General features: G+C 69.8%; 29 protein-coding genes. 12 read left to right on the top strand and 17 right to left on the bottom strand.

Features of this window, described 5'->3' with window-relative positions; translation table 11 throughout:
* Nucleotides 1-771 carry a GGDEF domain-containing protein gene (locus IE209_RS02035; RefSeq protein WP_189685349.1) on the bottom strand — a complete coding sequence of 257 codons (771 nt, stop codon included), beginning with the start codon at nucleotides 769-771 and terminating at the stop codon, nucleotides 1-3.
* A 106-nt stretch (nucleotides 772-877) separates the two neighbouring features.
* Nucleotides 878-2,587 carry a SulP family inorganic anion transporter gene (locus IE209_RS02040; RefSeq protein ID WP_189685350.1) on the bottom strand — a complete coding sequence of 570 codons (1,710 nt, stop codon included), beginning with the start codon at nucleotides 2,585-2,587 and terminating at the stop codon, nucleotides 878-880.
* Nucleotides 2,588-2,651: 64 nt separating this feature from the next.
* On the opposite strand from IE209_RS02040, the gene IE209_RS02045 reads away from it, so the two are divergent.
* Entirely contained in the window at nucleotides 2,652-3,143 is a 492-nt protein-coding gene (locus IE209_RS02045; protein WP_229882652.1) for a thermonuclease family protein, read from the top strand.
* Nucleotides 3,144-3,147: 4 nt separating this feature from the next.
* Here the strand turns inward: IE209_RS02045 and IE209_RS02050 are convergent, their stop codons facing one another.
* The 3 genes from IE209_RS02050 to gpmA all read right to left on the bottom strand — a co-directional run bounded on the left by IE209_RS02050 (nucleotide 3,148) and on the right by gpmA (nucleotide 6,264).
* On the bottom strand, nucleotides 3,148-3,897 hold the full coding sequence (locus IE209_RS02050) for a HesA/MoeB/ThiF family protein (RefSeq protein ID WP_189685352.1): 750 nt from the start codon (nucleotides 3,895-3,897) through the stop codon (nucleotides 3,148-3,150).
* Nucleotides 3,898-3,967: 70 nt separating this feature from the next.
* Complete coding sequence (locus tag IE209_RS02055) at nucleotides 3,968-5,404, bottom strand: S41 family peptidase (protein WP_189685353.1); 1,437 nt, start codon at nucleotides 5,402-5,404, stop codon at nucleotides 3,968-3,970.
* 113 nt (nucleotides 5,405-5,517) lie between these two features.
* Nucleotides 5,518-6,264 carry a 2,3-diphosphoglycerate-dependent phosphoglycerate mutase gene (gene gpmA / locus IE209_RS02060; protein WP_145545085.1) on the bottom strand — a complete coding sequence of 249 codons (747 nt, stop codon included), beginning with the start codon at nucleotides 6,262-6,264 and terminating at the stop codon, nucleotides 5,518-5,520.
* Between the two features lie 125 nt (nucleotides 6,265-6,389).
* Between gpmA and IE209_RS02065 the strand changes: the two genes are divergently transcribed.
* From IE209_RS02065 to IE209_RS02080, 4 genes are all read left to right on the top strand, one after another.
* Complete coding sequence (locus IE209_RS02065) at nucleotides 6,390-6,800, top strand: rhodanese-like domain-containing protein (RefSeq protein WP_189685354.1); 411 nt, start codon at nucleotides 6,390-6,392, stop codon at nucleotides 6,798-6,800.
* Complete coding sequence (grxC, locus tag IE209_RS02070) at nucleotides 6,800-7,060, top strand: glutaredoxin 3 (protein WP_189685355.1); 261 nt, start codon at nucleotides 6,800-6,802, stop codon at nucleotides 7,058-7,060. Before IE209_RS02065 ends, grxC begins: the two co-directional genes overlap by 1 nt.
* 87 nt (nucleotides 7,061-7,147) lie before the next feature.
* Entirely contained in the window at nucleotides 7,148-7,621 is a 474-nt protein-coding gene (gene secB / locus IE209_RS02075) for a protein-export chaperone SecB (protein WP_189685356.1), read from the top strand.
* A gap of 5 nt (nucleotides 7,622-7,626) precedes the next feature.
* On the top strand, nucleotides 7,627-8,619 hold the full coding sequence (locus tag IE209_RS02080; RefSeq protein ID WP_189685357.1) for an NAD(P)H-dependent glycerol-3-phosphate dehydrogenase: 993 nt from the start codon (nucleotides 7,627-7,629) through the stop codon (nucleotides 8,617-8,619).
* Here IE209_RS02080 and IE209_RS02085 read toward each other — a convergent pair whose 3' ends face one another.
* A complete protein-coding gene (locus IE209_RS02085; protein WP_189685493.1) occupies nucleotides 8,620-9,420 on the bottom strand; it encodes a segregation and condensation protein A in 801 nt (266 codons plus the stop codon).
* 66 nt (nucleotides 9,421-9,486) lie between these two features.
* On the bottom strand, nucleotides 9,487-9,696 hold the full coding sequence (locus IE209_RS02090; protein ID WP_189685358.1) for a DUF3460 family protein: 210 nt from the start codon (nucleotides 9,694-9,696) through the stop codon (nucleotides 9,487-9,489).
* A 61-nt stretch (nucleotides 9,697-9,757) separates the two neighbouring features.
* Here IE209_RS02090 and bamE point away from each other — a divergent pair, with 61 nt between their 5' ends.
* On the top strand, nucleotides 9,758-10,249 hold the full coding sequence (gene bamE / locus IE209_RS02095; RefSeq protein ID WP_189685359.1) for an outer membrane protein assembly factor BamE domain-containing protein: 492 nt from the start codon (nucleotides 9,758-9,760) through the stop codon (nucleotides 10,247-10,249).
* A gap of 16 nt (nucleotides 10,250-10,265) precedes the next feature.
* On the opposite strand, the gene IE209_RS02100 is transcribed toward bamE, so the two are convergent.
* The 8 genes from IE209_RS02100 to IE209_RS02135 form a co-directional block, all read right to left on the bottom strand.
* A complete protein-coding gene (locus IE209_RS02100) occupies nucleotides 10,266-10,967 on the bottom strand; it encodes an SDR family oxidoreductase (protein ID WP_189685360.1) in 702 nt (233 codons plus the stop codon).
* Nucleotides 10,964-11,854 carry a phenylalanine 4-monooxygenase gene (gene phhA / locus IE209_RS02105; protein WP_189685361.1) on the bottom strand — a complete coding sequence of 297 codons (891 nt, stop codon included), beginning with the start codon at nucleotides 11,852-11,854 and terminating at the stop codon, nucleotides 10,964-10,966. The genes IE209_RS02100 and phhA overlap by 4 nt, the downstream gene beginning before the upstream one ends.
* On the bottom strand, nucleotides 11,847-12,179 hold the full coding sequence (locus tag IE209_RS02110) for a 4a-hydroxytetrahydrobiopterin dehydratase (RefSeq protein ID WP_189685362.1): 333 nt from the start codon (nucleotides 12,177-12,179) through the stop codon (nucleotides 11,847-11,849). Before IE209_RS02110 ends, phhA begins: the two co-directional genes overlap by 8 nt.
* Before the next feature lie 14 nt (nucleotides 12,180-12,193).
* Nucleotides 12,194-13,510, bottom strand: a complete 1,317-nt coding sequence (gene fahA / locus IE209_RS02115) for a fumarylacetoacetase (RefSeq protein ID WP_189685363.1) — start codon at nucleotides 13,508-13,510, stop codon at nucleotides 12,194-12,196.
* On the bottom strand, nucleotides 13,507-14,052 hold the full coding sequence (locus IE209_RS02120; protein WP_189685364.1) for a VOC family protein: 546 nt from the start codon (nucleotides 14,050-14,052) through the stop codon (nucleotides 13,507-13,509). Before IE209_RS02120 ends, fahA begins: the two co-directional genes overlap by 4 nt.
* Nucleotides 14,053-14,066: 14 nt before the next feature.
* Complete coding sequence (locus IE209_RS02125) at nucleotides 14,067-14,450, bottom strand: RidA family protein (protein ID WP_189685365.1); 384 nt, start codon at nucleotides 14,448-14,450, stop codon at nucleotides 14,067-14,069.
* Between the two features lie 9 nt (nucleotides 14,451-14,459).
* Nucleotides 14,460-15,860 (bottom strand): amino acid permease, encoded by a 1,401-nt coding sequence (locus tag IE209_RS02130; protein ID WP_189685366.1) that lies wholly within the window; start codon nucleotides 15,858-15,860, stop codon nucleotides 14,460-14,462.
* Nucleotides 15,861-15,955: 95 nt separating this feature from the next.
* Complete coding sequence (locus tag IE209_RS02135; protein ID WP_189685367.1) at nucleotides 15,956-17,284, bottom strand: NAD(P)/FAD-dependent oxidoreductase; 1,329 nt, start codon at nucleotides 17,282-17,284, stop codon at nucleotides 15,956-15,958.
* Nucleotides 17,285-17,444: 160 nt separating this feature from the next.
* On the opposite strand from IE209_RS02135, the gene IE209_RS02140 reads away from it, so the two are divergent.
* The gene (locus IE209_RS02140; RefSeq protein ID WP_189685368.1) at nucleotides 17,445-18,089 is read left to right on the top strand and encodes a TetR/AcrR family transcriptional regulator; all 645 of its coding nucleotides are present in this window, start codon (nucleotides 17,445-17,447) and stop codon (nucleotides 18,087-18,089) included.
* A 9-nt stretch (nucleotides 18,090-18,098) separates the two neighbouring features.
* On the opposite strand, the gene IE209_RS02145 is transcribed toward IE209_RS02140, so the two are convergent.
* Nucleotides 18,099-18,299, bottom strand: a complete 201-nt coding sequence (locus IE209_RS02145) for a hypothetical protein (RefSeq protein ID WP_189685369.1) — start codon at nucleotides 18,297-18,299, stop codon at nucleotides 18,099-18,101.
* The gene (gene metG / locus IE209_RS02150) at nucleotides 18,299-20,368 is read right to left on the bottom strand and encodes a methionine--tRNA ligase (protein ID WP_189685370.1); all 2,070 of its coding nucleotides are present in this window, start codon (nucleotides 20,366-20,368) and stop codon (nucleotides 18,299-18,301) included. The genes IE209_RS02145 and metG overlap by 1 nt, the downstream gene beginning before the upstream one ends.
* Before the next feature lie 135 nt (nucleotides 20,369-20,503).
* Between metG and apbC the strand changes: the two genes are divergently transcribed.
* The 5 genes from apbC to IE209_RS02175 all read left to right on the top strand — a co-directional run bounded on the left by apbC (nucleotide 20,504) and on the right by IE209_RS02175 (nucleotide 25,539).
* A complete protein-coding gene (apbC, locus tag IE209_RS02155) occupies nucleotides 20,504-21,595 on the top strand; it encodes an iron-sulfur cluster carrier protein ApbC (RefSeq protein WP_189685371.1) in 1,092 nt (363 codons plus the stop codon).
* 26 nt (nucleotides 21,596-21,621) lie between these two features.
* Nucleotides 21,622-22,452: a formate dehydrogenase accessory sulfurtransferase FdhD gene (fdhD, locus tag IE209_RS02160; protein ID WP_189685372.1), complete on the top strand. Its 831-nt coding sequence runs from the start codon at nucleotides 21,622-21,624 to the stop codon at nucleotides 22,450-22,452.
* A gap of 29 nt (nucleotides 22,453-22,481) precedes the next feature.
* Complete coding sequence (locus IE209_RS02165; protein WP_189685373.1) at nucleotides 22,482-23,351, top strand: CPBP family intramembrane glutamic endopeptidase; 870 nt, start codon at nucleotides 22,482-22,484, stop codon at nucleotides 23,349-23,351.
* A gap of 133 nt (nucleotides 23,352-23,484) precedes the next feature.
* A complete protein-coding gene (argG, locus tag IE209_RS02170; protein WP_189685374.1) occupies nucleotides 23,485-24,822 on the top strand; it encodes an argininosuccinate synthase in 1,338 nt (445 codons plus the stop codon).
* Nucleotides 24,823-24,849: 27 nt separating this feature from the next.
* The gene (locus tag IE209_RS02175) at nucleotides 24,850-25,539 is read left to right on the top strand and encodes a MarC family protein (protein ID WP_189685375.1); all 690 of its coding nucleotides are present in this window, start codon (nucleotides 24,850-24,852) and stop codon (nucleotides 25,537-25,539) included.
* Nucleotides 25,540-25,665: the final 126 nt, after the last annotated feature.

A 25,665-nucleotide genomic window follows, 5' to 3' on the forward strand; every position in this document is an offset into this window, starting at 1 on the left:
TTACACGGCGCCGCCGGAGGCGATGCCAGAACTCATGTCGATCCAGGCAGGATCTGCGGCGGCCAGATGGCCGAACAGCAAGTGTTTCTCCTCTGCGCTGACGGTGCTGTCGGGTTGCTCCTCCAGGCACAGCCGGTTGCGGCCACCGGTCTTGGCCTCGTAGAGCTGCTGGTCCGCCCGGTCGATCCACAGCTCGGTGGTCGAGCGGATCCATTGCAGCGCGAACGCGCCGCCGATGCTCACCGTCACGCGCAGGTCCACGCTGGGCGAGACCCGGATGGGCGAGGCCTCGATGGTGCGGCGGATGCGCTCGGCCACCACCTGGCCGAAGGCCGGCTGGCAGCTGGGCAGCACCACGGCGAACTCTTCTCCACCGTAGCGGGCCGCGGTGTCCATGGGGCGGATGCAGCTGGCCAGGGCCTGCGCCACGGCTTGCAGAACCTGGTCGCCGGCCATGTGGCCGTAGTTGTCGTTGACGGACTTGAAGTGGTCGATGTCCAGCATCAGCAGCAGCGCTGCTTCACCCGAACGGGCGACGCGGTCGATCTCGGCCTCCAGCACCTGCTCGAGCTGGCGCCGGTTGGACAGGCCGGTCAGCGCGTCCTTCAGCGAAAGCTCGTTGAGGCCGTCGATCACGGCCTGCAGGTAGGCCGAGGCGTCGCCATCGGCCGGTGGCAGCGGGGCCGTCCCCGCGCGGGCCAGCAGTGCACACGCCGCATCCAGGCGCAATTCGCGCAGGTCGACCAGGTTGGACGGGGCCGGATGGATCACAGATGGGCGTGGTGTTGAACCGGCCCAGTTTACCAGTGCGGTCCGGCTCCAGCGCCGGCAAGCGATGCCCCTGAACGGCAGAAAAGCGAGCGGATGGCCCCGTGTTTCAGGCCGGGTTCTGCATGCTCGGGTGTTGCAGCGCGGCCAGGGCTTCGGCGTCGGTGCGGTACAGGCGCAGCAGCGGGTCGGGCGCGGCGCCGGGGGCGGGCAGTTCCCCGGCACGCAGCAGCACGCGCTCGACCGGCAGCTTCATGCCGGCGATGTGCAGGCAGATGCCGCGCTCGCGCAGGCCCTTGCGCAGCTGGCCGAACATCTCGACGCCGGTGGCGTCGATGTGGTTGATGGAGAGCGCGAACACACAGACGTGGCGCACCTCCGGATGCGCGGCCAGGTGTTCCAGCACGGCGCGCTCGAAGGCGTTGGCCGAGGCGAAATCCAGCCCGCCGTCCATGCGCAGCGCGCACAGCCGGGGCGCCAGCGGCGGCAGGTGCCAGAGGTGGCGGTCGCGCAGGCTGCCGTCCGGATGCAGGCCGATCTCGATGATGCGCGGGTGCAGCCGCTGGTACAGGAAGTGCGACAGGCTCATGAGCAGGCCGGCGATCACGCCCCAGTACAGCGCGGGTGCCGACAACACGGTCACGCCGAAAGTCACGCCGGCCGTGACGGCCTCCACGCGCGAGACCCGCCACAGCTGCACGAAGGCGGCCGGCTTGACCAGGCCCATCACGGCCGCCACGACGATGGCCGCCAGCACCGCCTGCGGGACCGGGTGCAACAGCGGCGTGAACCAGACCAGGGCGGCCAGCACCACGATGACCGAGGCGATGGTGGCCCAGCCCGTGCGCGCGCCGGCGTAGAGGTTGAGCGCCGAGCGCGAGAACGACGAACTGGTCGGGAAGGCCCCGGACAGGCCGGACGCCAGCTTGGCCAGGCCCTGGCCGATCAGGTCCTGGTCCTGGTCCCAGCGCTGGCCGCCCTTCTGGCTGTCGACCTTGGCGCTGGAGGCGGTCTCCAGGAAGCTGATCAGCGTGATCACCAGGGCCGGCGCCAGCAGCCGGCTGAAGTCCTGCCAGCCCGGCCACTGCGGCAGGTACAGCTGCGGCATGCCGGCCGGCAGGGAGCCGACCACGGCGCCGCCCGCCGCCTCGAAGCCGATGGCCCAGCTGATGCCTGCAGCGGCCAGCACCACGAGCACCACGGCCGGCAGCTTGGGCGACAGCCGGCGCGACAGCACCAGCAGCACCAGCGATCCGATGCCGAACAGCGCAGCGCCCGGGTTGAGTTGCTGCGCCAGCTGCGCCGCCTGCCAGTCGGCCGGCAGGCCCAGCAGGTCACGCAGCTGCGACAACAGGATCAACACGGCCGCGGCCTGGGTGAAACCCATCAGCACCGGCGCGCTGACCACGTTGAGCAGCCAGCCGAAGCGCGCCGCGCCCAGCACCACCTGCAACAGCCCCGACAGCAGCGCCAGCCAGACGGCCAGGTTGACCCACTGCGGGCTGCCCGGCTCCGCCATGCCGGACAGGGAGGCGGCGATCAGCAGGCAGCTCAGCGCGGTGGGGCCGACCGACAGCCGCGTGGAGGCCGAAAACAGCACCGCGATGAGCGCTGGCAACAGCGAGGCGTAGATGCCGGTCACCAGCGGCATGCCGGCCAGTGCGGCATAGGCCACGCCCTGGGGGATCACCATCATGCCGACGGTCAGACCGGCGATGGCCTCGCCCTGCAGGGTGGCGCGGTCCGGCCGGGGCCACGCGAGGAACGGGAAGAAGCGGCGCCAGGGCCGGCGGACAGGGGTATGCGGGGCTTCGGGCATCATGCAGGGCGCCCGGCAAGCTGCGGGCGGCGCATTGTCCCATCGTCCGTTCTCTTCGCCTGTCGTGTTCCGTGCCCTTGCCGCCCTGTGCTGGATCCTTGCGAACCTGTGCTGCCCGCCGGCGCAGGCGGCCGAGGTCTGGTGGGGCGTGGTCAGCCACGTCAGCGACGGCGACACGCTGTGGGTGCGCCCCGCCGATGGCGGCCAGCCGCGCAAGGTCCGTATGCACGGCATCGATGCGCCGGAGTTGTGCCAGGCCTATGGTGCCGAGGCGCGTGCGGCTCTGCAGCGCCAGGTGCTCGGGCGCGCGGTGCGCGTGCAGCCGCTGCGCCATGACGATTACGGGCGCCTGCTCGCGCGCCTGTGGGCGGAGGGAGACGACGTGGCAGCCCGCATGGTGGGCGCGGGCCATGCCTGGTCGTACCGCTACCGGCACAGCTCCGGACCCTACGCCCACGAAGAGCGCGCCGCGCGTGCCGCCCGGCGCGGCCTGTTCGCCGATCCGGCGGCGCAGCGGCCCTACGCGTTCCGCCGTCAGCACGGCCCCTGCGTGTGAACCCTCAGCGGCTGGCGCAGACCGGGCAATGCGGCTGCCGGGCCACGCGCAGCGAGGTCCATTCCAGCTGCCGCGCGTCGAGCATGAGCAGGCGACCGGCCAGCGAGGGCCCGGCGCCGCTGAGCAGCTTGAGCGCTTCCACCGCCTGTAGGCTGCCGACCACACCGACCAGCGGGGCCAGCACGCCCATGGTCGCGCAGCGCACTTCCTCGGGCGCGCTGTCGGGCGGGAAGACGCAGGCATAGCAGGGCGAGGCGGCATCGCGCGGATCGAACACCGCCAGCTGTGCGTCGAAGCGGATCGCCGCGCCGGACACCAGCGGCCGGCCATGCCGCACGCAGGCCGCGTTGACGGCCTGGCGCGTGGCGAAGTTGTCGCAGCAGTCCAGCACCACGTCGGCCGTGCGCACGAGCCGGTCCAGCAGCGCCGGGTCGGCCCGCTGCGCAACCGTCTCCACCACCACCTCGGGGTTCAGCGCCGCGATGGCCGCACGCGCCGATTCGGTCTTGGGCTGGCCCAGCCGCGCCATGCCATGGGCGATCTGGCGCTGCAGGTTGGTCAGGTCGACCGCGTCGTCGTCCACCAGCGTGATGCGGCCCACGCCCGCACTGCCCAGGTACAGCGCCACCGGCGAGCCCAGCCCGCCGGCGCCGATGACCAGCGCATGGGCGTCCAGCAGGCGCTGCTGGCCCTCGATGCCGATCTCGTCGAGCAGGATGTGGCGCGAGTAGCGCAGGAGCTGGTCGTCGGTCATGCGGCGATTGTGGCCAAAAGAAAAGCCCCGCATCGCGGGGCTCTCCGTGGTGCCTGCGCACGGGCGCGGATCAGTTTTCCTTCTTCTCCGCCGGGCGCTCGACCAGGGTCTTGCTGACCAGCACCGGGCCGCCCTTGAGCTGGCTGATGGCCTGGGCCAGCTGGAAGTCCTTGTCCGAGCCGAACTCGGGCGGGCGGCGCTCTGCCACCGGCTTCTTGGCTTCCTCTTCGAGGCGCTTGCGCGCCTCTTCGCGGGCCTTCTCGCGGGCCGGGTCCTTGACTTCCGGGCCCTGGCCGCTGTTGAGGTGCTTCTCCAGGTCGGCCTCGCGCGTGCGCAGGGCGGCGAACGGGCTGCCTTCCTCGGTCTCGTCGACCATCACATCGGGCACGATGCCCTTGGCCTGGATCGAGTTGCCGCTGGGCGTGTAGTAGCGCGCCGTGGTGAGCTTCAGGCCCGTATCCGGACCCAGCGGGCGCACGGTCTGCACCGAGCCCTTGCCGAAGGTCTGGCTGCCCATGATGGTGGCGCGCTTGTGGTCCTGCAGCGCGCCGGCCACGATCTCGCTGGCCGAGGCCGAGCCTTCGTTGACGAGCACCACGATGGGTACGTTCTTGAGCGCCGCCGGCAGCCGCTTGAGCGGGTCGGCGCCACCGCGGCGCAAGTAGTACTCGGGCGCGGCCTTGTAGGTGAACTTGCTGTCGGCCAGCTGGCCGTTGGTGGAGACGACCGTCACACCCTCGGGCAGGAAGGCCGCGGAGACGGCCACGGCCGCGTCGAGCAGGCCGCCCGGGTCGTTGCGCAGGTCCAGCACCAGGCCCTTGAGGTTGGGCTCCTGCTTGTAGATCTCCTCGAGCTTGCGCGCGAAATCGTCCACCGTGCGGTCCTGGAACTGGCTCAGGCGGATCCAGGCGTAGCCCGGCTCCACGACCTTGCCCTTGACCGACTGCGTGCGGATCTCCTCGCGCGTGATCGTCACGGGGAAGCTGCGGCTCTCGTCCTTGCGGAAGATGGTCAGGTCGACCTTGGTGTTGGGCTCGCCGCGCATGCGCTTGACGGCGTCGTTCAGCGACAGGCCCTTGACGGCCGTGTCGTCGATCTTGGTGATCAGGTCGCCGGGCTTCAGGCCGGCGCGGAAGGCCGGCGAGCCCTCGATCGGCGAGACCACCTTGACCAGGCCGTCTTCCTGCGTGATCTCGATGCCCACGCCCACGAAGCGGCCAGTCGTGCCCTCGCGGAATTCCTTGAAGGACTTCTTGTCGAAGTACTGCGAGTGCGGGTCCAGGCTGGACACCATGCCGGAGATCGCGTCGCTGATCAGCTTCTTCTCGTCGACGGGCTCGACGTAGTCGCTCTTGATCATGCCGAACACGGCGGCCATCTGCTGCAGCTCCTCCAGCGGCAGGGGCGCCATGGCGCCGCGCGCCACGGTTTGCAGCGACACGGTGGTCATGGCCCCTGCCAGGGCACCGGCTGCCACCCAGCCTGCGATCTTCAGTTTCTGACCCATAGCGAGCAATCCCCAGACAGGTTCCGACAAATAAGCGATTGGAATGCCGGATCGCGGGCCGGTTCCGCTGGAACAGCGGAGAATTTTCGGCCTTTACAGGCCGTTCACTGAAATCAGGCCTTCTTGCCCTGTGCCGCCACCGCCGCCGCGGCGCGCGCCGCAGCTTCGGCATCGCCCAGATAGTAGTGGCGGATCGGCTTGAGATCGGCATCCAGCTCGTAAACCAGCGGAATTCCGTTGGGAATGTTCAGGCCCACGATGTCGGCGTCGGAGATGCCGTCCAGGTACTTGACCAGCGCGCGGATGGAGTTGCCATGCGCCGCCACCACCACCTTGCGGCCGGCCTTGATGGCCGGAGCCATCGACTCGTTCCAGAAGGGCAGCACGCGGGCCACGGTGTCCTTCAGGCATTCGGTCAGCGGCACCTGCTCGGGCGCCAGCTTGGCGTAGCGCAGGTCGCCGCGCTCGCTGCGCGGGTCGCTGGCTTCCAGGGCCGGCGGCGGCGTGTCGTAGCTGCGGCGCCAGACCAGCACCTGCTCGTCGCCGTACTGCTTGGCCATGTCGGCCTTGTTCAGTCCTTGCAATGCACCGTAGTGGCGCTCGTTCAGGCGCCAGCTGTGCACCACGGGCAGCCAGGTGCGGTCCATCTCGTCCAGCACGTGCCACAGCGTGCGCGTGGCGCGCTTGAGCACGCTGGTGTAGGCCACGTCGAACTCGTAGCCCTCGGCGCGCAGCAGGCGGCCGGCGTTCTTGGCCTGTTCGATGCCGGTGGCGGTCAGGTCCACGTCGGTCCAGCCGGTGAATCGGTTCTCGAGGTTCCAGGTCGATTCGCCGTGGCGGATCAGGACGAGTTTGTGCATGGTGGTCAAGCTTGGGAGGGCGAAAGGGAATTGGCTCGGCGCGCCGGGCGGGCCGAAACCCGGCATTTTAGAATCGCCGACCCGCCCGCCAGATCGGCTGCGGTCCCAACGAGAAAGCCTTCTGCATGAAATTCGTGATCGACAACTGGATGCTGTTCGCCGTGGCGCTGGTGTCCGCCAGCCTGCTGCTGTGGCCCATGGTTTCCGGTGCCGCCGGCGCCTCGGCACTGACGCCGGCCGGTGCCGTGCAACTGATCAACCGCGAAAAGGCGGTGGTGGTCGACGTCAGCGAGGAGGCGGAGTTCGCGACCGGCCATGTCGTCGGTGCACGCAACGTGCCCTTCGGCCAGCTCGACACCAAGCTTGCCGGCGTGGTCAAGAACAAGGGCGTGCCGCTGCTGCTGGTCTGCCCCACGGGCGCGCGTGCCAACCGTGCCGTGGCGGCCGCCAAGAAGCTGGGCTATGAGAAAGCCCAGGCCGTGGCCGGCGGCATGAAGGGCTGGCGCGACGCCGGCCTGCCGGTGGAGAAGGCGTGATGCAGGCCGTGCGCATGTACACCACGGCGGTGTGTCCCTACTGCATCCGCGCCAAGCAGGTGCTCAAGGCCAAGGGCGTGGCGCAGATCGAGGAGATCCGCGTCGACACCGATCCGGCCGAGCGCGTGAAGATGATGGAGCTGACCGGCCGTCGCACCGTGCCGCAGATCTTCATCGGCGACACCCATGTGGGCGGCTGCGACGACCTGATCGCGCTGGACAGCCGCGGCGGCCTGGTGCCGCTGCTGCAGGGAAGCTGACACGGCGCTCGGCCATAATCGCCGGCTGACTGCCGCCCGCCGCGGACGCATCCCCGGCGGGCATTTTTTGACACCCGAAAGACCTCCATGGCCGAGACCCAAGCCCAAGCCCCCGTGTTCCAGATCCAGCGCATCTACCTGAAGGAGGCATCGCTGGAGCAGCCCAATTCGCCGGCCATCCTGCTGCAGCAGGAACAGCCCCAGGTCGACATCCAGCTGGGCGTGGACGGCGCCAACGTGGCCGACGGCATCTACGAAGTCACCGTGACGGCCACCGTGCACACGCGCGTGGGCGGCGACAAGACGGTGTTCCTGGTCGAGGCCAAGCAGGCCGGCATCTTCGAAATCCGCAACCTGCCGCAGGACCAGATGGGCCCCATCATGGGCATCGCCTGCCCGCAGATCGTCTACCCCTACCTGCGCGGCAACGTGGCCGACCTGGTGCAGCGCGCCGGCTTCCCGCCCGTGCACCTGGCCGAGATCAACTTCCAGGCCATGTACGAGCAGCAGCAGGCCCAGCAGGCCACCGCCGCGAACGGCGCGGCTCCGGCCATCCAGTAAAGCCGATGAAGATCGCCGTGCTGGGCGCGGGCGCCTGGGGCACGGCACTGGCCGTGCATGCCAGCCGGCTGCCAGGGCGCAGCGTGCACCTGTGGGCGCGCGACGCCGCGCAGCTGGCGCAGATGCGCGCGCAGCGCCGCAACGCCCGCTACCTGCCCGACACGCTGCTGCCCACGCCGCTGCAGCTGGCCGACGGGCCGTTGGCGCCGCTGTGCGCGGACCAGGACCTGCTCGTCATCGCCACGCCCATGGCGGCGCTGCGTTCCATGCTGGCCGAGCTCGCGCCGCTGGGCCGGCCGCTGGCCTGGCTCTGCAAAGGCTTCGAGGCCGGCGGCGCCGGACTGCTCGGCCATGAGATCCACCAGGCCGTGGTCGGCCAGGCGCCGTTCGGCGTGCTCAGCGGCCCCAGCTTCGCGCAGGAGGTCGCGGCCGGCCAGCCGACCGCGCTGGTCGCCGCCAGCGCCGATGCGGCGCTGCGCGAGGCGCTGGTCCAGGCCTTCCACGGCCCGACCCTGCGCGTCTACAGCAGCGACGACGTTCCGGGCGTGGAGGTCGGCGGTGCCGTCAAGAACCTGCTGGCCATCGCCACCGGCCTGTGCGACGGCCTCTCGCTGGGGCTCAATGCGCGCGCGGCGCTGGTCACGCGCGGGCTGGCGGAGATGACGCGGCTGGGCCTGGCGCTGGGCGCGCGCGCGGAGACCTTCATGGGCCTGTCGGGTCTGGGCGACCTGGTGCTGACGGCCACGGGCGACCTCAGCCGCAACCGCAAGGTCGGCCTGCTGCTGGCCCGCGGCATGCGGCTGGACGAGGCCGTGGCCTCGCTGGGCCATGTGGCCGAAGGCGTCTACAGCGCGCGCACCGTGGTGCAGCGCGCGCGGGCCCTTGGGGTGGAGATGCCGATCGCCGAAAGCGTGCTGGCCCTGCTCGACGGCCAGTTGCAGCCGCAGCAGGCCGTGGCTGCGCTGATGGGCCGCGAGCCGGCGGCCGACGGCGTCTAGTCAGTTCGTGGCGGTGTAGGCCAGGCGCACGTAGATGGGTGCGAAGGCCTCGGCCTGCACGATCTCCACCAGCGTTTCCTTGCCCAGCTCCAGCAGCGCGATGAAGGTCACGACCAGCACGGTCGAGCCCTTCTCGGGGTTGAACAGCTCCTCGAACTCGACGAACTTGCGGCCCTGCAGCGTGCGCAGCACCTGGGTCATGTAGTCGCGCACCGAAAGCTCTTCGCGCGTGATCTTGTGGTGCTGCACGAGCTTGGCGCGCTTCAGGATGTCGCGCCAGGCCTCCTGCAGGTCCGCCAGGTGCACCTCGGGAAAGCGCGGCTGCAGCGATTGCTCGATGTACACCTGGGCCTTCAGGAAGTCGCGGCCGAACTGCGGCAGCGCGTTCAGGCGCGCGCCGGCCAGCTTCATCTGCTCGTATTCCAGCAGCCTGCGCACGAGCTCGGCGCGCGGATCCTCGGGCTCCTCGCCCTCGGCCACGGGCTTGGGCGGCAGCAGCATGCGCGACTTGATCTCGATCAGCATGGCGGCCATGAGCAGGTATTCGGCCGCCAGTTCGAGGTTGCGCGTGCGGATCTCGTCCACGTACGCCAGGTACTGCCGCGTGACGGCAGCCATGGGGATGTCCAGGATGTTGAAGTTCTGCTTGCGGATCAGGTAGAGCAGCAGGTCCAGCGGGCCTTCGAAGGCCTCGAGGAAGACTTCCAGCGCATCCGGCGGGATGTACAGGTCCTGCGGGATGGCGAACAGCGGCTCGCCGTACAGGCGTGCCAACGCCACCTGGTCCACCACTTCGGGCATGGACGCGCCCTCGCCGGGGGCCGGCGGCAGCAGTTCGGACTCCACGCGGCCTGGCGCCTGCGGCGATCAGTTGTTGTTGTCGGTCTGGTAGACGTAGGGCTTCTGCGCCACGCGGCCCTGGCGGAACTGGGCCCAGGCGTTGCGGTCCACGGCCTTGTCCCACAGCAGGGCGCGGCCGGCGCGCTGGCGCGCTTCCAGATCGGGCTGCTGGGCCTTGAGCTGGTCGATGAACTGCGTGGCGTCGGACTTGTAGTCGGGGCGGCGGAAGATGGACATACACTGAACCTTTCGAAGGCGCGGATTTTAAGGGGGCAGCATGGCGGCGCGATGGAACGGGATGGCGCGGTGGACCGCAGCGGCGCTGGCAGGTCTGCTGCTGCTGGGGTGCGACCCGCAACGCATCGACGCGCTGGAGGAGGGCGTGGCCACCGAGGCCGACGTGCGCAAGCAGTTCGGCGAGCCCGAGAAGATCTGGGACGCGCCGGGCGGCGGCCGTACCCTCGAGTACAACCGCCAGCCCGCCGGCCACCGCAACTACATGATCACCATCGGCCCGGACGGCAAGATGAGCGCGCTGCGCCAGGTGCTCACGCCCGAGAACTTCGCCAAGGTCCAGCCCGGCATGATGATGGAAGACGTGCGCAAGATGCTGGGCAAGCCGATGAAGATCACGCCCTACGATCTGCAGCGTGAAGTGGTCTACGACTGGCGCTACCTGCAGCCGCCGAACACCTCGATGGTGTTCAGCGTGGTCTTCAACACCGACTACCGCGTGCTGCGCACCGGCTCCATGCTCGATCCGCAGGCGCCGGAGAACAAGGTCCAGTAGCGGCGCCGCGAGGCGGCTACACCCTGCCGCTGACCGGCAGCGCCGCCCCGTGCACCGCGCGGGCCGCGTCGGACGCAAGAAACCCGATCACCTCGGCCAGCGCCTCCGGCGCCACCCAGCGCGAGGGGTCCGCCTCCGGCATGGCGGCGCGGTTGGCGGGCGTGTCGATCACCGAGGGCAGCACGCAGTTCACGTGGATGCCCTGGTCGCGCAGTTCGGCCGACATCGATTCCGTCAGCCGCACCAGCGCGCTCTTGGATGCGCAATAGCCGCCCATGTGGGCCGCGCCGCGTTGCGCGGCGCCGGCACCCACCGTCACCACGCGGCCGGTGCCCTGGGCCAGCATGCGCGGCACCACGGCGGCTGCCACGTTCAGGAAGCTGCGCGCGTTCAGGTCCATCAGGAAGTCCCAGCTGCCGGTCGCCAACTCGTGCACCGCCTCGCCCATGCGGAAGCCTCCGGCCAGGTGGCACAGCACGTCGATGCGCTGCGGTGCAGCCCAGGCAGCGTCGATGCGGGCCTGCAGCTGGGCCCGGTCCAGCAGGTCGGCGGCGACGGTCTGCGCGCCGGGCATGTCGCCGTACAGGCGCTGCAGTGCCTGCGCGTCGCGGTCCAGCAGCAGCAGGCGGGCGCCCCCTCGCTGGAAGTGGGCCGCCACGGCCTGGCCCAGCTGACCGGCGGCGCCGGTGACGAGCACGGTGGTGGTGGCCGTCGTCATGCCGGGGCTCCCTGGCGCTTGCGCGCGTGGTAGCGGCCGGTGCCACGTGTCAGCATGCGGTCGCTGGCGAGCACGTCGCCGGGCTCGTGTTCGGCCGCGCCCGTCACGCGCTGGTAGTAGGGGGCGAAATCGATCTGGGCCAGGGCCAGCAGATCGTCGAGGTGGTTCAGCACGAAGTAGCTCTCCTGGAAATCGTCGATGCGGTAGCGCGTGCGCATCACGCGCTCCAGGTCGAAACCGATGCGGTTGGGCGAATCATCCTCGACCGAGAAGCGCGTCTCGGTGGACGAGGACACGATGCCCGCGCCGTAGATGCGCGGCGCACCGCCCTCCAGCACCAGGCCGAATTCCACCGTGTACCAGTACACGCGCGCCAGCTGGTCCAGCACCCCCAGCTGCTTGGCGCGCAGGCCGCCCTGGCCGTAGGCCTGGATGAATTCGGCCATCACCGGGTTCATGAGCATGGGCACATGGCCGAACACGTCGTGGAACACGTCGGGCTCTTCCAGGTAGTCCAGCTCGTGGGGCTTGCGGATGAACTGGCCGGCGGGAAAGCGCCGGTGGGCCAGGTGCTCGAAGAACACGTCGTCGGGCACCAGGCCGGGCACGGCCACCACCTGCCAGCCGGTGCGCTGCATCAGCACCTCCGACAGCTCTTCGAAGTTCGGGATCTGGTCGGCGCTGAGCGGCAGCTCGGCCATGCCGCGCACGAACTCGGCGCAGGCGCGGCCCGGCAGCAGACGGCTCTGGCGCTCGAACAGCGTCTTCCAGACGCCGTGCTCGGCGGCCGTATAGCGCTCCCAGCCTTGGGCGATGGTCCAGTCGGGCCGGTCCGGGCGGTGGTCGCCGGCCGCCAGGCCGTGCTTGGTGGGGGCGGTGTCATGCATGGTCGTTGTCCTCGGTGGGGGCGGCCTGCTGCGCGAGGGCATCGGCCACCTGGTCCATGGTGCGTGCGAGGCGGATGTCGCGCATCGACAGGCCGTCCACGTCGTGCGTGGTCAGTGTCACGTCCACGCGGTTGTAGACGTTGGACCACTCGGGGTGGTGGTCGTTCTTCTCCGCGTGCACCGCGATCTGGCACATGAAGCCCATGGCCTGCGCGAAATCGCGGAACACGAAGCGCCGCGTGATCAGGCCGCCCCGCGCCGGGCTGGCCTGCCAGGCGGGCAGTTGCGCCAGCAGGGGTTGCAGTTGTTCGTTCGAGAGTTTCATCGTCCGTTGTTCCTTCAAGCCGCCACGGCGCTGGCCAGCACCGTGCCTTCGCAACGGCCGAAGCCGATGCGGGCCGCCCCGGGCCGCGCGCACCAGCCGCGCAGCACCACGCTGTCGCCATCCTGCAGCCAGGTGCGCACCTCGCCGTTCGGCAGCCGGACCGGCTGCGTGCCGCCGCTGGTGAGTTCGATCAGTGCGCCGGCCTGGTCCAGCGTGGGGCCGGACAGCGTGCCGCTGCCGAACAGGTCGCCGCTTTGCAGGTTGCAGCCGTTGACCGTGTGGTGCGCCACCATCTGCGCCACCGTCCAGTAGGCGTGGCGGTAGCTGGTCTGCACGATGGGGGCCGGCGCCTGGCCGGCAGCGCGCATGGTGGCGCTCTGCAGCTCCACCGCCAGCTGGATGTCGAACGCGCCGGCTGCACGGTTGTGGGCGGAGTCCAGGTAGGGCAGGGGCTGCGGGTCGCCGGCCGGCCGCTCGAAGGCCACGCGGTAGGGCGCCAGCGCCTGCAGCGTGACGATCCAGGGCGAGACCGTGGTGGCGAAGTTCTTCGACAAGAAGGGCCCCAGCGGCTGGTACTCCCAGCCCTGGATGTCGCGCGCCGACCAGTCGTTCAGCAGGCACAGGCCGAACACGTGGTCTTCGGCCTCTTCCATGGCGATGGGCTCGCCGAGCGCGTTGCCGGTGCCGATGAACACGCCCAGCTCCAGCTCGATGTCCAGCCGCTGGCACGGGCCCAGCCGGGGCGCTGCGGCGCCCGGCGCCAGGGTCTGGCCGACGGGCCGCCGAAAGCGCTGGCCCGACACGCCGATGCTGGAGGCCCGGCCGTGGTAGCCGATCGGGACCCACTTGTAGTTGGGCAGCAGCGGGTTGTCGGGACGGAACTGCCGGCCGATGTTGGTGGCGTGGTGCACCGAGGTGTAGAAGTCGGTGTAGTCGCCGATGCGCGCCGGCAGGCCGTACTCGGCCTCGGCCTGCGGCACCAGGCAGGCCTGCCAGGCGGACTGCTGCGGCGCGCCGGCGCGCAGGCCCCCGGACAGGGCTTGGCGCAGCGCGCTCCAGGCCGCCGGGCCCATGGCCATCAGGGTGTTGAGTTGCGGCTGGGCGGCTGCCGCCGCGGCCGTGGCCGCCAGGCCCTGCAGCGTGCCGCTGCGCTGCAGTGCCGCCAGGTCCAGCACTTGGTCGCCGATGGCCACGCCACCGCGGTAGGGCTCGGCCGTGCCCTGGCGGCGAAAGCTGGCGAAGGGCAGGTTCTGGATCGGAAAATCGGTGCCGGCCGCCTGGGCCGAGGCGACCCAGCTGCGCAGCGCGGGATCGTGGGTGGCGTCGATCATGCGGCGGCTCCGAGTTCGCGGGCGTGCAGGAAGGCCGCGTGCTTGGGCGCGCGTTTCGTCTTCGACCAATCCTCCAGCATCTCCCACTTCACGGCATCGAGCCGGCGGACCAGGGCTTCTTCCTCGGGGTCCGGGCAGGCCAGCTCCACGCGGTGGCCATTGGGGTCGAAGAAGTAGATGGAGTGGAAGGCACCGTGGTCGGTCACCCCCAGCACCGGCACGCCCCTGGATTCCAGATGCGCCTTGAACTGCAGCAGCTCGGCGCGGTCCTTCACGCGGAAGGCGATGTGCTGCACCCACTCGGGCGTGTTGGGGTCGCGGCCCATGGGCGGCTGCGTGGGCAGCTCGAAGAAGGCCAGCACGTTGCCGTTGCCGGCGTCCAGGAAGACGTGCATGTACGGGTCCGGCGCCTTGGTGGAGGGCACCATGTCCTCGGCGATGGCCAGCACGAAATCCATGTGGAGCATGCTCTGGTACCAGAGCACGGTTTCCTTGGCGTCCTTGCAGCGGTAGGCGACGTGGTGGATGCGGTCGATCTTCATGGGGTTGCTCCTGTTCAAGCGGGTGCGCCGGACACGTCCAGCGCCTGCACTTCGATCTCGACCGCCACGCCGAAGGCCAGCTCGGCCTGCACCAGGCTGCGCACGGGATAGCGGCCTTCCTGGAAGTAGCTGCGGTAGACCGCGTTGAACGCGGCGAAGTCGGCCAGGTCGCGCAGCCAGACGGTGGTCTTGACCACCTGGTCCAGCGTGCTGCCCAGGCCTTGCAGCGTGCGGTCGATGGTCTGCAGCACCGCATGGGTCTGCTCTTCGATGCTGCCGGTGTGGGGCTTGCCGGCGGCGTCGAACGGGATCTGGCCCGACAGCATGAGCAGGCCGGCGGCGCGCACGGCGGTGGAGAACGGCATGGGGCCGGGGGCGGGGTGGAAGGTGGCGGACATGGGCTGGGTTCAGGCAACGCCCTGCACGGAGGGCAGGGCCGGGCGGGAGGACAGGGCGCGGAAGGCGAGGTACAGCACGCCGATCCAGACCGGGATGGCCAGGGCCGAGCCGCGGATGGACGGGGTCAGCAGCATCACGCCGACCACCAGCGCCATGCCGGCCAGGCAGACGAGGTTGGACACCGGGGCGAACGGGGCGCGGAAGGCCAGCGGCGTGCCCTTGCGCACCGCGTCGCGGCGAAAGCGCATGTGCGTGACGATGATGACGACCCAGGTGATCACCAGCGCGGCCACGATCAGCGACATCAGCAGCTCGATCAGGCCGTGCGGCGCCACGTAGTTCAGCACCACGCACAGGGCGGTGGCCAGGCCCGGGTAGACGATGGCGCGCACCGGCACGCCGCGCCGGTTGACCTGCATCAGCGACTTGGGCGCATTGCCTTCGCCGGCCATGCCGTACAGCAGGCGGCTGGTGCTGTAGACCATGCTGTTGTAGACCGACAGCGTGGCGGTCAGGATCACGAAGTTCAGCACGTGGGCCGCCAGGTTCTGGCCGATGCCCGAGATCACCAGCACGAAGGGACTGTTGCTGTAGGTGTCGCCGCCGGCCTTGAGCTGGGCGACCAGGTCGGTCCAGGGCGTCAGCGACAGCAGCACGGCCATCGAGCCCACGTAGAACACCAGCACGCGCCAGACCAGCTGGTTGATGGCCTTGGGGATGACCTTGCGCGGCTGGTCGGTCTCGGCCGCCGCGAAGCCCAGCATCTCGACGCCGCCGAACGCGAACATGATGAAGGCCAGCGACATGACCAGGCCGGCGATGCCGTTGGGCATGAAGCCGCCCTGCGTCCACAGGTTGGTGACGGTCTGGGTCGGGTTGCCGGTGGTCGAGAGCAGGTAGACGCCGGTGGCGATCATGGCCACCACGGCGACGATCTTGATCAGCGCGAACCAGAACTCGAACTCGCCGTAGGCCTTGACGTTGATGAAGTTCACCGCGTTGATCAGCACGAAGAACACGGCGGCCGTGGCCCAGGTCGGCACCTGGGGCCACCAGTATTGGATGAACTTGCCGCAGGCGGTCAGCTCCAGCATGCCCACCAGCACGTACAGCGCGATGCAGTTCCAGCCCGAGAGGAAGCCCGCGAAGCGGCCCAGGTGTCGGTTGGCGAAGTAGCTGAACGAGCCGGCGTTGGGCGCCTCGACCAGCATCTCGCCCAGGAAACGCATGATCAGAAAGATCAGCGCGCCGCCGATGGCATAGCCCAGCAGCACGGCCGGGCCGGCCATCTCGATGATGCCGGCCGAGCCCAGGAACAGGCCGGTACCGATGGTGCCGCCCAGCGCGATCAGCTGGATGTGGCGGTTCTGGAGCTTGCGCTCCAGGTGGCCGCTGTGGGTGGGTGTCATGGGAATGTCTCCTCGGGTCAAGGTGGGGGGCGGCGGCTCGTGGCCGCCTTGGGAATCGCGGGATGTCGGGGGAGGGACGGCGCGGGGCGCAGGGCTTACTGCTCGGCCTTGCCGCGCCACATGTCCCAGGCCAGGGTCAGGCCGACGCCGACGTCGCGCACCGGGCGCGGCGGGATGTAGTTGGCCGTGCCCTGCACCAGGAAGTCGTCGATCAGCGGGTTCCTGTGCCCCAGGGCGTGGTCGGCGATCAGCATGCCGGCGGCCGTGTGCCGCACGATGCCCGAACCGTTGCAGCACGAGGCGGCCCAGGTCTGCGGGCCGATCTGGTCGAAGGCCGGCGCATGGTTGTGCGAGACGGCCAGCCAGCCCATCCAGAAATGCTCCAGTTCGATGGCGCCCAGCTGCGGGAAGCGGCGGCGCAGCAACTCCAGGTTCATCGCACGGGCCTCGGCGCGGCGCGCGTCGTCGGTGCGCAGCCCGGGCGAGTATTCGAATCCCTGGCGGATCATCAGCCTTCCGTCGGCGGTCAGCCGCACCGTGGAGCCGGCCACGCCGTGGGCGGGCGTCACGCCCCAGACCGGTTCGGACCCCAGCCGGGCCAGCTGCGCGGGATCCAGCCGGTGCGTGAGGCTGGCGAACAGCAGCACCGGCACCTGGCGTTCACGGAACACGCCGAAGGATTGCGAGTAGGCGTTGACGGTCAGGACCACGCGGCCGGCGCGGATGCGGCGGCCCTGGGCCGTGCGCACGTGCGGGTTCTGGTCCTTCAGCTCGACCTCGACCACCGGCGTGTTCTCGTACAGCTGCACCGGTGCGGGCAGGCTGTCGGCCAGGCCCCGTACCAGCGCGGCGGGGTTCAGCAGCCGGGTGCCCGGGGTGTAGACCGCTGCGGCGTAGTAGCTGGTGCCCAGGCGCTTGCGCAGCGCGTCGCGGTCCAGGTAGGCGTAGGGCTCGTCCCAGGCCTGCAGGTTGCGGACATAGGGCTGCAGCGCGTTCTCGGCCACCTCCTCGGTCACCGCCACGTGGTAGCGGCCGCGCCGGGCCCAGTCGCATTGGATGCGGTGTTCAGCCACGAGGTTTTCCAGCGCGTCCACGGCGAAGCGGTTGACCCGGATGACGCGCCGGCCGGCTTCGACATCGGCGTCGGACGGGGCGGAGCTGTGCGGCAGGTCGATGGCGAAGCCCGAGTTGCGGCCCGAGGCGTTCTCGCCCACCACGCCGGCGTCGACCACGGCGATGCTGGCATGAGGTTCCCGGATCGCCAGCTGGCGCGCCGCGGCCAGGCCGGCATAGCCGGCACCGATGACCAGGAAGTCGACCGACAAGTCCTGCTGCAGCGGCGCGCGCGGCTGGCGCGGGCCGAGCAGCGCGCTCCAGCCGTTGGTGTTGTCGTCGGTCGGTAGCCGGTCGATGTCGTGGGGCAAGGGTGAACTCCGCAGGATGGGCCTGGTGGGCCGGTGCGAAAATTGTGCAGTATCAATAAATTATTATTGTTTAGTGGATGACCCTATGGACAGACTGCGGGGAACAAGTTAAGGCGGCCAGCGCGGCGGGCGGCCGGCCATATCAATTTATTATTTGTGCATGACCGTTCGCCGCAGCACCACGACTTCCGACGAAGCCCGCGTCCGCACGCCGCAGAGCGAGCGCGTGGAAGCCACCCGGCGCAAGATCATCGAAGCAGCCCTGACGCTGCTGCGCGAGGAGGGGTTCAAGAGCGCTACGCTGCAGGCGATCGCGCGCCGGGCCGAGGTCAGCATGGGTGCACTGCAGCACCACTTCGAGAGCCGCGACGTGCTGATGGAGCGGCTGGTGGCCGAGGTCATGGCGCCGCTGGGCGACCAGGGCGGGGTCTGGCCGGACCCGTCGCTGCCGCTGGAGCAGCGGGCGCCGGAGTTCGTCCAGCGCGCCTGGCAGCACATCTTCGGCGCGCCGAACTACCAGACGGCCTGGAGCCTGTTCTTCGGCTGCAAGGCGATTCCGTCGCTGTTCGCGCGCATCGAGAACTACCGCGAGGAAGTGGACCGCGGCTTCTACACGCAGTTCTTCGCCACCTTCCCCGAGCTGAAGTCGCATCCCCATCCGCAGGGCGTGGCCTCGGTGGTGTTTTCCTCGCTGCGCGGTGCGGCGGTGCAGGAGCTGTTCACGGTCGATGCGGCCGAGAAGGTGGGCAGCCTGGAAGTGCTGGCCGAGCTGATCGTGGGGGCCTGCGCCCACGGCGCCCACTGAGCGACGCTGTTATTCGTTGTCGGGGGTTACCGCGTCCACGGCGGCGCCGACGGCCTTGCCGGTGACCTTGACGGCGCCGACGGCCACGTCCGCTGCGACGCCCACGGCCGTGGCCCCCACGCTGACGGCCGCACCCGCCACCGTCACCACCGCGCAGCCGCCCAGCGCCATGCAGGCCAGGGCGGCGAGCAGCGCGGCGGCGCGGCGCATCAGCGCACCCGCATGCCGGGCTGGGCGCCGGGCCAGGGCTCCAGCACGTGGATGCCGGGCTGGGCCTTCTCGTCGGCGTGGCTGGCCGCCAGCACCATGCCTTCGCTGACGCCGAACTTCATCTTGCGCGGTGCCAGGTTGGCCACCATCACGGTGAGCTTGCCGACCAGCTGCTCGGGCTGGTAGGCGCTGGCAATGCCGCTGAACACGTTGCGCGTGTGGCCTTCGCCGGCGTCCAGCGTCAGGCGCAGCAGCTTGGTCGAGCCTTCGACCTTCTCGCAGGCCACGATCTTGGCGATGCGCAGGTCGATCTTGGCGAAATCGTCGATGGTGATGGTCGGCGCGATCTCCTCGCCGCCGGGCAGCAGCTTCTCGGGCTCGGGTGCCGCGGGCGGCTCGAACAGCGCGTCGAGCTGCTTGATGTCCACGCGTTGCATCAGGTGCTGGTACACGCCGATGGCATGGCCCGCGCCCAGCAGCCGGTTGGCATCCGGCCATTGCAGTGCCTCGACCTGGAGGAAGGCCTCGACCTGCGCGGCCAGCGCCGGCAGCACGGGCTTCAGGTACAGCGCCAGCAGCCGGAAGGCTTCGATGCAGGTGCTGCACACATCCTGCAGGCGTGCGTCGGCACCTTCCTGCTTGGCGAGTTCCCATGGCTTGTTCGCGTCCACGTACTCGTTCACGCGGTCGGCCAGCAACATGGTCTCGCGCAGCGCGCGTGCGGTGTCGCGGCGCTCGAAGGCGTCGGCGATGTCCTCGGCCTCACGCTGCAGCGTCGCCAGCAGGGCCTGGCCGTCCGCGCCCGGCGCCCCGAGCTGGCCGGCAAAGCGCTTGGCGATGAAACCCGCCGCACGCGAGGCGATGTTGACGAACTTGCCGATCAGGTCGGCGTTCACGCGCGCCATGAAGTCGTCGCGGTTGAAGTCGATGTCCTCGTTGCGGCCGTTGAGTTTGGCGGCGATGTAGTAGCGCAGCCACTCGGCGTTCATGCCCAGGCTCAGGTACTTGAGCGGGTCCAGGCCGGTGCCGCGGCTCTTGCTCATCTTCTCGCCGTTGTTGACGGTCAGGAAGCCGTGCACGAACACGTTGTTGGGTGCCTTGCGGCCCGCGAAATGCAGCACGGCCGGCCAGAACAGCGTGTGGAAGGTGACGATGTCCTTGCCGATGAAGTGGTACTGCTCCAGTGCCGGGTCGGCCATGTAGGCGTCGAAGTCCTGGCCGCGCTTGTTCAGCAGGTTCTTCAGCGAAGCCAGGTAGCCGATGGGCGCGTCGAACCAGACGTAGAAGTACTTGCCCGGGGCGTCCGGGATCTCGATGCCGAAGTAGGGCGCCTCGCGCGAGATGTCCCAGTCCGCCAGGCCTTCGCTGGTGGTGCCGTCGGGGTTCTTGCGCACCGTGAACCACTCGCGCACCTTGTTGGCCACCTCGCTCTGCAGGCCGCTGTCGGTGATCCAGCCCTGCAGGTACTCGGCGCAGCGCGGGTCGGACAGGCTGAAGAAGAAGTGCTCGCTGGTGCGCAACTCGGGCTTGGCGCCGCTCAGCGCCGAGTAGGGGTTCTTGAGGTCGGTGGGGCTGTAGACGGCGCTGCAGACCTCGCAGTTGTCGCCGTACTGGTCCTTGGCACCGCAGTTGGGGCACTCGCCCTTGATGAAGCGGTCGGGCAGGAACATGTTCTTCTCGGGATCGAAGAACTGCTCCACGCTCTTTTGCGCGATCAGGCCGGCCGCGCGCAGCGCGCGGTAGATGTCGGCGCACAGCGCGTGGTTCTCGGCGCTGTCGGTGTGGCTCCAGTTGTCGAAGGCGACATGGAAGCCGTCCAGATACTGCTTGCGGCCCGCGGCGATGTCGGCCACGAACTGCTGGGGCGTCTTGCCGGCCTTCTCGGCCGCGATCATGATGGGTGCGCCGTGCGCGTCGTCGGCACCCACGAAGTTCACCTCCGCGCCCCGCATGCGCTGGAACCGCACCCAGATGTCGGCCTGGATGTACTCCATGATGTGGCCGATGTGGAAATTGCCGTTGGCGTACGGCAACGCGGTGGTGGCGAAGATCTTGCGCGGGGCGGACATCTGGGAGGGGCGCTTTCAGGGAAGGGCGGTGGCACTGCGCGCCGGCCGGCGCGCAAGGGACGGGTATTTTAGGAGCGGGCAGCGCCGCGCGCCCGGCTCGCTACACTTTGCGCCCCCAAAGGAGTGAATGCCAAGATGCCAGTGACGGAACAGGCGCTGACCGACGCGCTCAAGCAGGTGGTCGATCCCAACACCGGCAAGGATTTCGTATCCACCAAGCTGCTGCGCAACCTCACCGTGCAGGGCGGCGAGGTGGCGTTCGACGTCGAGCTGGGCTATCCGGCCAAGAGCCAGATCCCCGCGCTGCGCAGTGCGCTGGTGGCCGCGGCCCGCAGCGTGCCGGGCGTGGACAACGTGTCCGTCAACATCGCCAGCAAGATCACCGCCCACGCCGTGCAGCGCGGCGTACAGCTGCTGCCCGGCGTGAAGAACATCGTCGCCGTGGCCTCGGGTAAGGGCGGGGTGGGCAAGAGCACCACCTCGGCCAACCTGGCGCTGGCGCTGGCGGCCGAAGGCGCCCGCGTGGGTCTGCTGGATGCCGACATCTACGGTCCCAGCCAGGCCATGATGATGGGCTTGTCGGGCCGGCCCGAGAGCCTGGACGGCAAGACCATGGAGCCCCTGCTGGGCCATGGCGTGCAGGTCATGTCCATCGGCCTGTTGGTCGACCAGGACCAGGCCATGATCTGGCGCGGCCCCATGGCCACGCAGGCGCTCGAGCAGATGCTGCGCCAGACCCACTGGCAGGAGCTCGACTACCTGATCGTCGACCTGCCGCCCGGCACGGGCGACATCCAGCTCACGCTGAGCCAGCGCGTGCCCATGACCGGCGCCGTGATCGTCACCACGCCGCAGGACATCGCGCTGATCGACGCCAAGAAGGCTGTCAAGATGTTCGAGAAGGTCGGCGTGCCCATCCTGGGCCTGGTGGAGAACATGGCCGTGCACGTGTGCAGCAACTGCGGCCACCAGGAGCACATCTTCGGTGCCGATGGCGGAAAGCAGATGGCGGCCGAGTACAAGATGGACTACCTGGGCGCGCTGCCTCTGGCGCGGGCCATCCGCGAGCAGGCCGACAGCGGCACGCCCACCGTGGTGTCCGAGCCCGATGGCGAGCTGGCCGGCATCTACAAGGCCGTGGCGCGCCAGGTGGCAGTCGCCATCGCGCAGAAGAACAAGGACTTCTCGTCCAAGTTCCCGACCATCAAGGTGTCCAAGGACACGTGAGCCCGCGCGCGCGAGACGCAGGAGCCATGGCTACGCAGCAGGACGCCAGCAGCGGCCTTCCCGCCGGCACGCGCGGTGTGGCGGTGCAGCGCGGCGCTGGGGCGCCCGACGCCGATGGCGTGGCCGAGGAGGTGCCCGTCGCGCTCGAATACAACGGCATCTCGCATGCGGTGATGTTGGCCACGCCGCTGGACCTGGAGGACTTCGCACTCGGCTTCTCGCTGACCGAGGGCATCGTCGACAGCCGCGCCGACGTGCGCGACATCGCGCTCGTGGAGGGCTGCGGTGGGCTCACGGTGCAGTTGCAGATCGCCTCCGGCTGCTTCGCCCGGCTCAAGGACAAGCGCCGCAGTCTGGCCGGCCGCACCGGTTGCGGCCTGTGCGGTGCCGAAAGCCTGCCGCAGGCCGTGCAGCGGCCCGCGCCTCTGCAAAGCGAGGCCCGCTTCGGTGCCGCCGCCGTGTCGCAGGCCGTGCAGGCCCTGCAACAGCGCCAGCCGTTGCGCGATGCCAGCGGTGCCACGCACGCGGCCGGCTTCGCCGATGCCCAGGGCCGGCTGCTGCTGGTGCGCGAGGATGTGGGCCGCCACAACGCGCTGGACAAGCTGGTCGGCGCGTTGCTGGTGGCGCGCCAGCCGGCGCAGGACGGTTTTGTCGTGGTGACCAGCCGGGCCAGCTACGAGATGGTCGGCAAGACGGTGCGCGCCGGCAGCGCCTTGCTGGCGGCGGTCTCGGGCGTCACGGGCTTGGCGATCGACCTGGCGACCGACGCCAACCTGACGCTGGTGGGCTTCGCGCGCAGCGAACGGCTCAGCGTCTACACGCATCCCGAGCGCGTGGTCTGGGCGGCAGCGGCTTGATGGCGCGTTCCCGCTGCGGGGCGTAGGCCATGCCCACACCCTTCATCCTGTTGCTGCTGGCCATCGCCGCAGCCTGCTGGCCGCTGCCGCGCGGCGGTTGGCCCGGCCAGGTGCCGCCCTGGGCCCTGCTGTACGGGGCGGCGGTGGCCATGGCGTGGAACCGGGGCTGGCTGCAGACGCCGGCGCTGGCGGCACTGGCCGCCCTGTTCGTGCTGGCCGCCGCGGTGCCCCGCATGCAGAACCGCGCGCTGTTCGTCGTGCTCTGGCTGGCGTTGGCGGGTCTGTGCGCCGCGCTGGCCCTGCACCGCGTGCCGGGTTTCCACAACCCGGTGCTGCTGGACGGCGTGCGCTGGTCGGCCGGCGCGCGGCCGTTCACGCAGCACCTGAACTTCGACAAGGGCTCGGTGGGGCTGGCACTGCTGGTGTTGCTGGCACCACCCGCGGCGGGCAACGGCCGGCGTGCCATGGGCCTGGCGGCGGCCACCGCGCTGGCGACGGTGACGCTCGTGCTGGGCCTGGCCTGGTGGCTGGGCATGGTGCGGCCGGACCTCAAGTGGAGCCTGTCGCTGGCGCTGTTCCTGCCCGTGAACCTGCTGCTGACCTGCGTGGCCGAGGAGGCGCTGTTCCGCCTGCTCGTGCAGGACGCGCTGGCGGGCCGCTTCGGCGGCCGGACATCGGCCGGGCGCACCGCCACCGCCGTGTTGCTTTCGGCCGCGCTGTTCGGCCTGGCGCATCTGGCGGGTGGGCCGCGCATGGCCATGCTCGCGGGGCTCACGGGCCTGGGCGCGGCGCTGGCCTATGCCGCGACAGGCCGGCTCGGCCCGGCCGTGCTCGTGCACTTCGCCGTCAACGCCGTGCATGCGCTGGCCTTCACCTACCCGGCGCTGGCCGGCCGCTGAGGCCGCGCGCCGCCTCGCCGGCCGTGCGACGGCGCGAAGGGCGCGCTGTGCCGCAGGTGCCGCATCCCCACGGCGACGAGCGCCCGCACGCCCCTAAAATCGCGCCCTTTCCCTGCTTTCCGGACTCTTTCCCATGACCGCCACCATCCTGAACCGCCTGCCCGCAGGCGAGCGCGTCGGCATCGCCTTCTCGGGCGGCCTGGACACCAGCGCCGCCGTGCACTGGATGCGCGCCAAGGGCGCCATCCCCTGCGCCTACACCGCGAACCTGGGCCAGCCCGACGAGAGCGACTACGACGACATCCCGAAGAAGGCCCTGGCCTACGGCGCCGAGAAGGCCCGGTTGATCGACTGCCGTCCGCAGCTGGTGTCCGAAGGCATCGCCGCGATCCAGTCCGGCGCCTTCCACGTCAGCACCGGCGGCGCGACCTACTTCAACACCACGCCGCTGGGCCGTGCCGTCACCGGCACCGTGCTGGTGGTGGCCATGCGCGAGGACGGCGTCGACATCTGGGGCGACGGCAGCACCTACAAGGGCAACGACATCGAGCGCTTTTACCGCTACGGCCTGCTCGCCAACCCCAAGCTGCGCATCTACAAGCCCTGGCTGGACCAGCAGTTCATCGACGAGCTGGGCGGCCGCAAGGAGATGAGCGAATACCTCATCGCCAACGGCTTCGACTACAAGATGAGCGTGGAGAAGGCCTACAGCACCGACTCCAACCTGCTGGGCGCCACGCACGAGGCCAAGGACCTGGAGTTCCTGAACGCCGGCATGCACATCGTCAAGCCCATCATGGGCGTGCCATTCTGGCGCGAGGACTGCGTGGTCAAGGCCGAAACCGTCTCGGTGCGCTTCGAGGAAGGCCAGCCCGTCGCGCTGAACGGCCGCACCTTCGACAGCCCGCTGGCACTGTTCATGGAAGCCAACGCCATCGGCGGGCGCCATGGCCTGGGCATGTGCGACCAGATCGAGAACCGCATCATCGAGGCCAAGAGCCGCGGCATCTACGAGGCTCCGGGCATGGCGCTGCTGCACATCGCCTACGAGCGGCTGGTCACCGGCATCCACAACGAGGACACCATCGAGCAGTACCGCGCCAACGGCCGCAAGCTGGGCCGCCTGCTGTACCAGGGCCGCTGGTTCGACAGCCAGGCCCTGATGCTGCGCGAGACGGCCCAGCGCTGGGTCGCGCGCGCCATCACCGGCGAGGTGACGCTGGAGCTGCGCCGCGGCAACGACTACTCGCTGATGGACACCACCAGCCCCAACCTGACCTACAAGCCCGAGCGCCTGTCGATGGAGAAGGTGGAAGACGCGGCCTTCACGCCGGCCGACCGCATCGGCCAGCTGACCATGCGCAACCTGGACATCGCCGACACGCGCGACAAGCTGGGCATCTACGCGGGCGTGGGCCTGCTCGGCAAGGGCAGCGACACCGACCTGCCGCTGCTCTCGCAAGGCGAGTAAGCACCCCGCGCGAAACGGCGGCGCGCCATGACGCTGGAATTGCTGGCGGCCCTGGGCAAGGGCTTCCTGTTCGCGTTCGTGACCGTGCTGCCCATCCTCAATCCGGCCGCCGCGGCGCCGGTGTTCCTGAGTCTGACCGATGGCGCCTCCGCGCCCACGCGTGCGCTGCTGGCACGGCGCATCGCGCGCAATGTGTTCTGGCTCATGCTGGGCGCCATGCTGGTCGGCGTCTACGTGCTGGACTTCTTCGGCATCTCGCTGCCCATCGTGCGCGTGGGCGGCGGCCTCATCGTCGCGGCCAGCGCCTGGCGCCTGCTCAACACCTCGCAGACCACCAGCGAGCACCGCGCGGCGCTGGCCGAGGCCTACACGCCCGAGATGGCCAAGCGCCAGGCCTTTTACCCGCTGACTTTCCCGATCACTTCAGGGCCGGGCTCGATCACGGCCGCGATCACGGTCGGCGTCTCGCTGGCCGACCCGCGGCTGTCGCTGGCGCTGGCGCGCACGGGCGGGGCCGTGCTGGCGCTGCTGGCGGTGGGCGCGCTGGTCTACCTGGCCTACCGCTATGCCGAGCAACTGCTCAAGCCGCTGGGCGAAGCCGGCATGATCATCTTCCTGCGGCTGTCGGCCTTCATCCTGCTGTGTCTGGGCGTGCAGATCGTCTGGAACGGGGTGCAGGAGCTGGTCCTGTCACTTGTGCACGAGGCCGGCGGCTAGAATACGGCCCTTTTCGGGCGGCCGGACCGCATACGAAGCGTGCATTGCACGGCGCCGGTCCAACGGTTTGCAGGCCCTTGCTGACAGCTGCCGCGCTCTGGGCACGGCAGACTCCATCTGGCACAT

This window comes from Pseudorhodoferax aquiterrae (assembly GCF_014652235.1).
GTDB lineage: Bacteria > Pseudomonadota > Gammaproteobacteria > Burkholderiales > Burkholderiaceae_C > Pseudorhodoferax > Pseudorhodoferax aquiterrae.